We start from the raw sequence: 8,723 nt of genomic DNA, 5'->3' as shown, positions 1-8,723 counted from the left end.
GATCCTGGAGTCCATTGGAAGATTAATAAAACGAATTAACGGCGCGGGACACTAGTTCGGTCCAGCCACCGGCTCGCAAACCACGACCGGGATCGTCCGATCGGTCCAGGACTGGTAGTCCGCATAGGAGGGGTACATCTTGACCAACTGCGGCCAGTAGATGGCACGCTCGTCGTCGGTGGCATCCCGCGCGGTCAGGTTCAGCACTTCTTTTTTGATCTGCACCCGCACCGCGGGGTTGGCCTTCAAATTCAGGTACCACATCGGGTTTTTCGCGGCACCGCCCTTCGAGGCGGCCACAATGACCCGATCGTCGTCGCGCAGGAAATACAGCGGAGTGACCCGCGGTTGGCCGCTCTTTCGACCGGTGGTGGTCAGCAGCGCCACCGGAATCTTCTGGAACGTGCCGCCAAGCCCGTCCCCGCCGCTGTACCGATACACGAGGGTGTGCAGCCTCGACATCCACTTGATGACGAAATCGGTGAATGGCGAATTCAAAAAACGCGGTGGTGATTTCGCAGGCATGACACAGGTCCTGGGGCCGCTCGATGACGGGATGGTGCCCCCGTATCAAGCTGCACTGTAGCTAGATCCGCTCGATGATGGTGGCTGTCGACATGGCACCCCCGGTGCACATGGTGATCAGCGCGGTGTTCTGGTCAGTGCGCTCCAGCTCGTGCAGCGCGGTGGTGATCAGTCGGCTGCCGGTACACCCGACCGGATGGCCCAGCGCGATCGCGCCGCCGTTGACGTTGACCCGGGCCATGTCGGGGTTGTGCACGCGCGCCCAGGACAGCACCACCGACGCGAACGCCTCGTTGATCTCGACCAGGTCGATGTCGCCCATCTTCATGCCGGCTTTTTCCAGCACCTTCGCCGTCGACTGCACCGGGCCGTCCAGGTGGTAGTAGGTTTCGGCACCGACCAGCGCCTGGCTGACGATGCGGGCTCGCGGTCGCAGCCCCAGCGCCTTGGCCTTCTCCTCGTCCATCCACAGCACCGCGGCCGCGCCGTCGGAGATCTGCGACGAGGTGCCCGCGGTGTGAATACCGCCCTCGAGCACCGGCTTGAGTTGGCTCAGTCCCTCGATCGTGGTGTCGCGCAGCCCTTGATCGCGCGTCACCGCGTGCCATTCGCTCGTAGGTTGTTTCTGCTCGTCGAGCACCGGCGCCTCGATCGGCGAAATCTCCCGGTCAAAGCGGCCTTCCTCCCAGGCCTGCTTGGCGCGCAGCTGGGAGGTAAGCCCAAACGCGTCGATGTCCTCGCGGGTGATGCCGCGCCGCTTGGCGATTCGCTCGGCGGCCTCGAACTGGTTGGGCAAATCGATGTCCCAGGACGCCGGCCGCCAGTTGCGGTCCGGGCCCGCGCTGGCGCCGAGTCCGACGCGGCTCATTGCCTCGACACCGCAGGCGATGCCGACGTCGATAGCTCCGGTGGAGATCAGTCCGGCGACCAGGTGGTTGGCCTGTTGCCCGCTGCCGCACTGGCAGTCGATGGTCGTGGCGCCGATGTGTTCGGGCAGTCCGGCTGTCAGCCAGGCGGTCCGAGTGACGTTGTTGGACTGCTCGGCGTACTGGGTCACGCAGCCGCCGATGACCTGCCCGACGTCACCGGCGTCGATACCGGCCTTGGCGATCAGCGCCGTGTGCACCGCGCCCAGCAGTTCGGTGGGATGCAGTCCGGACAACCAGCCGTTGCGCTTGCCGATCGGGCTGCGGGTGGCTTCGACAATCACCGGGTTACCCATGAGGTCAGGCTAGAACACGTTTCATTACTCTGACAAGCGGCGATGCAACGGTGCCTTTTGTCTGTGGTGGGGCCGTGTTTTACTGGCACTAGAACACGTTGTAGCGAGGAGCTCATCGATGCCGACCCCGGACAAGGCCCCCGGTTTCCCGCCAGGGTTTGACCTCACTGACCCCGACATCTATGTCGAGCGCCTGCCGATGGCGGAATTCGCCGAGCTGCGCGCCCGTGCGCCGATCTGGTGGAACGCCCAGGCCCCGGGCACCGGCGGTGGCTTCCACGACGGCGGATTCTGGGCGATCACCAAGCACAAGGACGTCAAGGAAATCTCGCTGCGCAGCGACGTGTTCTCCAGCTACGAAAACGGTGTGATCCCGCGGTTCAAAAACGACATCGCCCGTGAGGACATCGAGGTTCAGCGGTTCGTGATGCTCAATATGGATGCTCCGCATCACACCCGGTTGCGCAAAATCATTTCCCGCGGCTTCACGCCGCGCGCCATTGACCGCCTGCGCGACGACCTCAACACCCGCGCCCAGAACATCGCCAAGACCGCGGCCGCCGCCGGCTCCGGAGACTTCGTCGAGCAGGTGTCGTGCGAGCTGCCGCTGCAAGCGATCGCTGATCTGCTCGGGGTACCGCAAGAGGACCGCAGCAAACTGTTCCGGTGGTCTAACGAAATGACCGGCAACGACGATCCCGAGTATGCCGACATCGATCCCAAGGCATCCTCGGCCGAGCTGATCATGTACGCCATGCAGATGGCCGCGCTCAAGGCCGAAAACCCCGGTCGCGACATCGTCACCACTTTGATAAACGCCGACCTCGACGGGGAGAAGCTGTCCGACGACGAATTCGGCTTCTTCGTGGTGATGCTGGCGGTCGCCGGCAACGAGACCACGCGAAACTCGATCACCCAGGGGATGATGGCCTTCGCCGACCACCCCGATCAGTGGGAGCTGTTCAAGAGCGAGCGTCCGGAGACCGCTGCCGACGAGATCGTTCGCTGGGCGACCCCGGTCACCTGTTTCCAGCGCACCGCGCTGGAAGACTACGAGCTGTCGGGCGTGCAGATCAAGAAGGGTCAGCGGGTGGTGATGTTCTACCGCTCAGCCAATTTCGACGAAGAGGTCTTCGAGGATCCCTGCACTTTCAACATTCTGCGCGACCCCAACCCGCACGTCGGATTCGGCGGCACCGGGGCACACTACTGCATCGGCGCCAACCTGGCTCGGATGACGATCAACCTGATCTTCAACGCGGTCGCCGACCACATGCCCGACCTCAAGCCGCTCGCCGAGCCCGAGCGGCTGCGGTCGGGCTGGCTCAACGGCATCAAACACTGGCAGGTCGACTACACGGGCGCGTGCCCGGTGGTCCACTGATGGATTTCACGCTGGAACCGGCGCAGCAGGCTGTCGCCGACGTGGTCACCTCGGTGCTGGAACGCAACAACACCTGGGAAGCGCTGGTCGCCGGCGGTGTGACCGCGCTGCCGGTGCCCGAACGCCTGGGCGGCGACGGTCTTGGACTGGCCGAGGTGGCGACGGCGTTGACGGAGATCGGGCGCCACGGCCTGGTCGGCCCGGCGTTGGCCACGCTCGGCCTCGGCGCCCTGCCGCTGCTGAACCTGGCGTCCGACGAACAGCAGGACCGCTACCTCGCCGGGCTGCCCAACGGATCGCTCCTCACCGCCGCACTGAACGAGCCCGGTGCGGCGCTGCCCGAGCGGCCGGCGACGACGATCGCGAACAACCGGCTCTCCGGCACCAAAATCGGTGTCGGGTACGCCGAACAAGCCGAACAGATGATCGTCACCGCCGACACTGCCGTGGTCGTGGTGTCGCCCAAGGCCGACGGGGTTGCGCTGACCAAGACCCCGACATCCAACGGATCCGACGAGTATGTGGTGACGTTTCGCGACGTTGCGGTCAGCGGCGACGACGTGCTGGTCGGGGCCAGCGCGCACCGGGTCAACCAGCTGGCATTGGCGGGTATCGGCGCCTACGCCGCCGGCCTGGTTGCCGGCGCACTGCGGTTGACCGCCGATTATGTGGCGAACAGGCACCAGTTCGGCAAGCCACTATCGACCTTCCAGACGGTGGCCGCGCAACTCGCCGAGATCTACATCGTTTCGCGGACGATCACTTTGGCATCGACATCGGCCGTGTGGTTGCTGGCCCAGGGGCGTGAAGCCGACCCGCAAACTAGCCAGGACCTCGACGTGCTCGGCTATTGGATCACCTCGCAGGCGCCACCGGCGATGCAGATCTGTCACCATCTGCACGGGGGTATGGGGATGGATATCACCTATCCGATGCCGCGGTACTACTCCACGATCAAGGATCTGACCCGCCTACTGGGCGGACCGTCGCACCGTCTCGACCAGGTGGCGATCGCCAGCGCGGCGGAGCCGGGCGCAGCGGGTAGTCACCCGGATGACACGATGGGAGCGCAATGTTCGTCGACCTGACTCCCGAGCAGCGGCAGCTGCAAGCCGAGTTGCGGCAATATTTCTCGAATCTGATATCGCCGGAAGAGGCGAAGGCGATCGAAGCCGATCGGCACGGCGAGGCCTACCGGGCGGTGATCCGGCGGATGGGCCGCGATGGCAAGCTCGGCGTCGGATGGCCGAAAGAGTTCGGCGGGCTGGGCTTCGGCCCCATCGAACAGCAGATTTTCGTCAACGAGGCGCATCGGGCCGACGTGCCATTGCCGGCCGTGACGCTGCAGACCGTCGGCCCGACCCTGCAGGTGTACGGCAGCGAAATGCAAAAGAAGAAGTTTCTTCCCGCGATCCTGTCTGGTGAGGTGCACTTCGCGATCGGCTACACCGAGCCGGAAGCGGGCACCGACCTCGCGTCGCTGCGCACCACCGCGGTCCGGCAGGGCGACGAGTACATCGTCAACGGGCAGAAGATTTTCACCACCGGTGCCCACGCCGCCGACTACATCTGGCTGGCGTGCCGCACCGACCCGCAAGCAGTCAAGCACAAGGGAATTTCGATCCTGATCGTCGATACGAAGGACCCCGGTTTCTCCTGGACACCGATCATCCTCTCCGACGGCGCCCATCACACCAATGCCACCTACTACAACGATGTGCGCGTCCCGGTGGACATGCTGGTCGGTAAGGAGAACGACGGATGGCGGCTGATCACCACCCAGCTCAACAACGAGCGGGTGATGCTCGGCCCGGCCGGCCGGTTCGAATGCATCTACGACCGAGTGCACGCCTGGGCATCCAAGCCGGGCGGCGACGGCGTCCCACCGATCGAGCACGACGACGTCAAACGGGCTTTGGGCGAGATCCTTTCCATCTGGCGGATCAACGAACTGCTCAACTGGCAGGTCGCAGCATCGGGCGAGGAGATCAACGTGGCCGACGCAGCGGCAACGAAAGTATTCGGCACCGAGAAGGTTCAACATGTCGGCCGCCTGGCCGAAGAGATCGTCGGCAAGTACGGCAATCCCGCCGAGTCGGATACTGCCGAGTTACTCCGTTGGCTCGACTCGCAGACCAAGCGCAATCTGGTGATCACCTTCGGCGGTGGCGTGAACGAAGTGATGCGCGAGATGATCGCCGCATCGGGCCTGAAAGTGCCGAGGGTCCCGCGATGAGTGATTTCGCCGCTGCCGTCGAGCAAGTCAAGGCGGCGGGGAAGAGCAAACCGCGCCCGGGCCGTGACCCGGTGAACCTGCCGATGATCCACCACTGGGTCGACGCGATCGGCGACACCAACCCGATCTACGTCGACGAGGCGGCGGCACGGGCCGCCGGCCATCCCGGGATCGTCGCGCCGCCGGCGATGATTCAGGTCTGGACGATGATGGGATTGGGCGGGATTCGCCCGGACGACGATCCACTGGGCCGGATCATCACGCTCTTCGACGAAGCCGGCTACGTGGGCGTCGTCGCCACCAACTGTGAACAGACCTATCATCGGTACCTGCGCCTCGGTGAGGAAGTCGCTGTCAGTGCCGAACTCACCGACGTGATAGGGCCCAAACAGACCGCGCTGGGCGAGGGCTATTTCATCAACCAGCACATCAGCTGGCAGGTAGGTGACGAGGACGTCGCCGAAATGAATTGGCGCATCCTCAAGTTTCGGCCGCGACAAGCTGACAGGCAGGGATTCCCTGACGATCTGGACCCGGCGAACATGATGCGCCCGTCATCGTCGAAGGACACCCAATTCTTCTGGGACGGCGTGAACGCGCACGAACTCCGCATCCAGAGGCGCCCGGACGGGACCTTGCAGCACCCGCCGGTACCAGCCGTCTGGCAGGACAAGGACGCTCCGATCGACTACGTCGTGGCCAGCGGCAAGGGCACCGTCTTCAGCTTCGTGGTGCACCACGCCCCCAAAGTGCCCGGCCGGACTGTGCCGTTCGTCATCGCGCTGGTCGAACTCGAAGAGGGGGTTCGGATGCTTGGTGAGCTGCGCGGTGTGGACCCCGCGAGTGTGGAGATCGGAATGCCGGTTCGCGCCATCTATCTGGATTTCCCGGAAAGTGCGTCCGGGCCAGCCTGGACGCTGTACGCCTGGGAGGCGGACCTATGAGCACGCCGGTTGTCGAAGTCGGCACGAAACTGCCGGAACTGTCGATTTACGGCGATCCTACGTTCATCGTGTCGACGGCGCTGGCCACCCGCGACTTCCAGGATGTCCACCACGACCGGGACAAGGCGCAGGCCAAGGGATCCAAGGACATCTTTGTCAATATCCTCACCGACACCGGTCTGGTCCAGCGGTACATCACCGACTGGGCCGGGTCGTCGGCGATCATCAAGTCGATCGGATTGCGGCTGGGCGTGCCGTGGTACGCCTATGACACGGTGACCTTCTCCGGCGAGGTGACTGCCGTCGACGATGGCTTGCTCACGGTGAAAGTGTTGGGCCGCAACAGCCTCGGGGATCATGTGATCGCGACCGTCACGCTGACGATCGGGGGCGCCTGATGCTTTCCGGTAAGGCCGCGATCGTCGGGATCGGCGCCACCGACTTCTCGAAGAACTCCGGCCGCAGCGAGCTGCGGCTGGCGGCCGAGGCGGTGGCCGATGCCCTCGACGACGCCGGCCTGACTCCCGCCGACGTCGACGGGCTGACCACGTTCACCATGGACACCAATACCGAAGTCGCCGTCGCCCGCGCGGTGGGCATCGGTGAGCTGACGTTCTTCTCCAAGGTCCACTACGGCGGCGGCGCGGCGTGCGCGGTCATCGCGCAGGCAGCGATGGCCGTGGCCACCGGCGTTGCTGACGTCGTGGTGGCCTACCGCGCGTTCAACGAGCGCTCCGGGATGCGTTTCGGCCAGGTGCAGACCCGGCTCACCGAGAACGCCGATTCCACCGGGGTGGACAACTCGTTCTCTTATCCACACGGTCTTTCCACGCCGGCTGCGCAGGTCGCGATGATCGCCAGGCGCTACATGCACCTGTCCGGCGCAACGAGCAGGGATTTCGGTGCGATCTCGGTGGCCGATCGCAAGCACGCCGCGAAAAACCCGAAGGCCTATTTCTACAAAAAGCCGATAACCATCGAGGATCATCAAAATTCTCGGTGGATTGCCGAACCTTTGCGGCTGCTCGACTGTTGCCAGGAGACTGACGGCGCAGTGGCGATCGTGGTGACGTCGGCGGCGCGGGCCAAGGATCTCAGGCATCGACCGGCGTTGATCGAGGCTGCGGCGCAGGGCTCGAGCCCAGACCAGTACACGATGGTCAGCTACTACCGACCCGAACTCGACGGGTTGCCCGAGATGGGTCTGGTCGGCCGGCAGCTGTGGGCGCAGTCCGGCTTGCGACCGAGCGACATCGCTACCGCGATTCTCTACGATCACTTCACGCCGTTCACGTTGATCCAATTGGAGGAATTGGGTTTTTGCGGTTGGGGCGAGGCTAAGGACTTTATCGCCGACGGGGCGATAGAGATCGGCGGCCGATTGCCCATCAACACCCACGGCGGCCAACTCGGCGAGGCCTACATCCATGGTATGAACGGCATCGCCGAGGGGGTGCGCCAATTAAGGGGTACTTCGGTGAACCAGGTCGACGGCGTCGAGCATGTGCTGGTCACCGCGGGCACCGGCGTACCCACCTCGGGCCTGATCCTCGGGTAGCGGCCTGCTTCTGCCGCGAGCGTGACGCTGCAGGCACAGACGCGTTCAAGCGTGACGTTGCGGTCACGCTGAAGTGACGAGCCTGCTGTGGCGTGACACACTCCCGCCGTGCGCGAACCGTTCATCGGCAGCGAGGCAGTGGCAGCTCATCCACGACAATCGTCATCGGCCGGCGGGGTTGCAGATCCGGGGAGATCGTCTGCGGCCCGATGAAATCCAGACCATCGGTGGCGTAGCGGTTACGACTCCGCCAAGAACCGCGCTCGATCTGACCTGCTGGTATCCCACGGTGACGGCGGTGGCCGGCGTCGACGCCCTGGCCCGTGCCTGCGAGCTCAAAATGGCCGATGTCGAGGTTCTCATCCAGCGCTACCAGGGCCGCCGCGGAATCCGGCGCGCCCGGGAATCGTTGGATTTGATCGATGCCGGCGCGCAGTCTCCGAAAGAGAGCTGGTTGCGGGTCATCCTGATGCAGGCGGGCTTGCCCAGACCGCAGACTCAAATCCCGGTGTGCGACGGGTTCGGCGCAGTGCGTTTCTATCTGGACATGGGGTGGGAAGACACCAGAGTCGCCGTCGAGTACGACGGCGACCAGCATCGTAGCGATCGATCCCAACACGCCTGGGATGTCAAGCGATTGGAGATGCTCCAACGGTTGGGTTGGATCGTCATCCGGGTGCTGGCCGGGGATCACCCGGCCGAAGTCGTTCACCGTGTCCGATCCGCGCTAACTCGGCGAGCGTGACCGAGCGGTCACGCTGGCAGTCGAGCGTGACAGCATCGTCACGGTGGGCGAGCCGCTAGTGTGCCGCGCCATTAATTCGTTACATAATTGTAACGAATGAGCATCGGCG

8 protein-coding genes and 1 pseudogene are annotated in these 8,723 nt (G+C 64.4%); 7 read left to right on the top strand and 2 right to left on the bottom strand.

Translation table 11 applies throughout. From position 1 onward, the window contains the following. Window positions 1-51: 51 nt before the first annotated feature. Both F6Q13_RS16175 and F6Q13_RS16170 read right to left on the bottom strand, forming a co-directional pair. Complete coding sequence (locus F6Q13_RS16175; protein WP_293058686.1) at window positions 52-525, bottom strand: nitroreductase family deazaflavin-dependent oxidoreductase; 474 nt, start codon at window positions 523-525, stop codon at window positions 52-54. A 61-nt stretch (window positions 526-586) separates the two neighbouring features. Next, window positions 587-1,747: a steroid 3-ketoacyl-CoA thiolase gene (locus F6Q13_RS16170; protein WP_293058683.1), complete on the bottom strand. Its 1,161-nt coding sequence runs from the start codon at window positions 1,745-1,747 to the stop codon at window positions 587-589. A 118-nt stretch (window positions 1,748-1,865) separates the two neighbouring features. On the opposite strand from F6Q13_RS16170, the gene F6Q13_RS16165 reads away from it, so the two are divergent. The 7 genes and pseudogenes from F6Q13_RS16165 (at window position 1,866) to F6Q13_RS16135 (ending at window position 8,614) form a co-directional block, all read left to right on the top strand. Next, window positions 1,866-3,131, top strand: a complete 1,266-nt coding sequence (locus F6Q13_RS16165; protein ID WP_293058680.1) for a cytochrome P450 — start codon at window positions 1,866-1,868, stop codon at window positions 3,129-3,131. Next, window positions 3,131-4,219 carry an acyl-CoA dehydrogenase family protein gene (locus tag F6Q13_RS16160; protein ID WP_293058678.1) on the top strand — a complete coding sequence of 363 codons (1,089 nt, stop codon included), beginning with the start codon at window positions 3,131-3,133 and terminating at the stop codon, window positions 4,217-4,219. Before F6Q13_RS16165 ends, F6Q13_RS16160 begins: the two co-directional genes overlap by 1 nt. Beyond that, window positions 4,204-5,367 carry an acyl-CoA dehydrogenase FadE29 gene (fadE29, locus tag F6Q13_RS16155; protein ID WP_293058676.1) on the top strand — a complete coding sequence of 388 codons (1,164 nt, stop codon included), beginning with the start codon at window positions 4,204-4,206 and terminating at the stop codon, window positions 5,365-5,367. Before F6Q13_RS16160 ends, fadE29 begins: the two co-directional genes overlap by 16 nt. Next, a complete protein-coding gene (locus F6Q13_RS16150) occupies window positions 5,364-6,311 on the top strand; it encodes a bifunctional MaoC family dehydratase N-terminal/OB-fold nucleic acid binding domain-containing protein (RefSeq protein WP_293058674.1) in 948 nt (315 codons plus the stop codon). The genes fadE29 and F6Q13_RS16150 overlap by 4 nt, the downstream gene beginning before the upstream one ends. Beyond that, a complete protein-coding gene (locus F6Q13_RS16145; protein WP_293058671.1) occupies window positions 6,308-6,709 on the top strand; it encodes a MaoC family dehydratase in 402 nt (133 codons plus the stop codon). Before F6Q13_RS16150 ends, F6Q13_RS16145 begins: the two co-directional genes overlap by 4 nt. Next, window positions 6,709-7,869 (top strand): lipid-transfer protein, encoded by a 1,161-nt coding sequence (locus F6Q13_RS16140; RefSeq protein WP_293058668.1) that lies wholly within the window; start codon window positions 6,709-6,711, stop codon window positions 7,867-7,869. Before F6Q13_RS16145 ends, F6Q13_RS16140 begins: the two co-directional genes overlap by 1 nt. A gap of 4 nt (window positions 7,870-7,873) precedes the next feature. Then, window positions 7,874-8,614, top strand: a pseudogene (locus F6Q13_RS16135) (endonuclease domain-containing protein). Window positions 8,615-8,723: the final 109 nt, after the last annotated feature.

This window comes from Mycobacterium sp., assembly GCF_008709575.1.
Classification (GTDB): Bacteria; Actinomycetota; Actinomycetes; order Mycobacteriales; family Mycobacteriaceae; genus Mycobacterium.
The sequence above is the reverse complement of the archived record's forward strand: the minus strand, read 5'-3'. Positions and strand labels throughout refer to the sequence as shown.

Bases quoted from the DNA above. Each gene is read 5' to 3' on its own strand.
- F6Q13_RS16150 (WP_293058674.1), top strand. From the start codon at position 5,364: ATGAGTGATTTCGCCGCTGCCGTCGAGCAAGTCAAGGCGGCGGGGAAG.
- F6Q13_RS16170 (WP_293058683.1), bottom strand. From the start codon at position 1,747: ATGGGTAACCCGGTGATTGTCGAAGCCACCCGCAGCCCGATCGGCAAG.
- F6Q13_RS16145 (WP_293058671.1), top strand. From the start codon at position 6,308: ATGAGCACGCCGGTTGTCGAAGTCGGCACGAAACTGCCGGAACTGTCG.
- fadE29 (WP_293058676.1), top strand. From the start codon at position 4,204: ATGTTCGTCGACCTGACTCCCGAGCAGCGGCAGCTGCAAGCCGAGTTG.
- F6Q13_RS16165 (WP_293058680.1), top strand. From the start codon at position 1,866: ATGCCGACCCCGGACAAGGCCCCCGGTTTCCCGCCAGGGTTTGACCTC.
- F6Q13_RS16140 (WP_293058668.1), top strand. From the start codon at position 6,709: ATGCTTTCCGGTAAGGCCGCGATCGTCGGGATCGGCGCCACCGACTTC.
- F6Q13_RS16175 (WP_293058686.1), bottom strand. From the start codon at position 525: ATGCCTGCGAAATCACCACCGCGTTTTTTGAATTCGCCATTCACCGAT.
- F6Q13_RS16160 (WP_293058678.1), top strand. From the start codon at position 3,131: ATGGATTTCACGCTGGAACCGGCGCAGCAGGCTGTCGCCGACGTGGTC.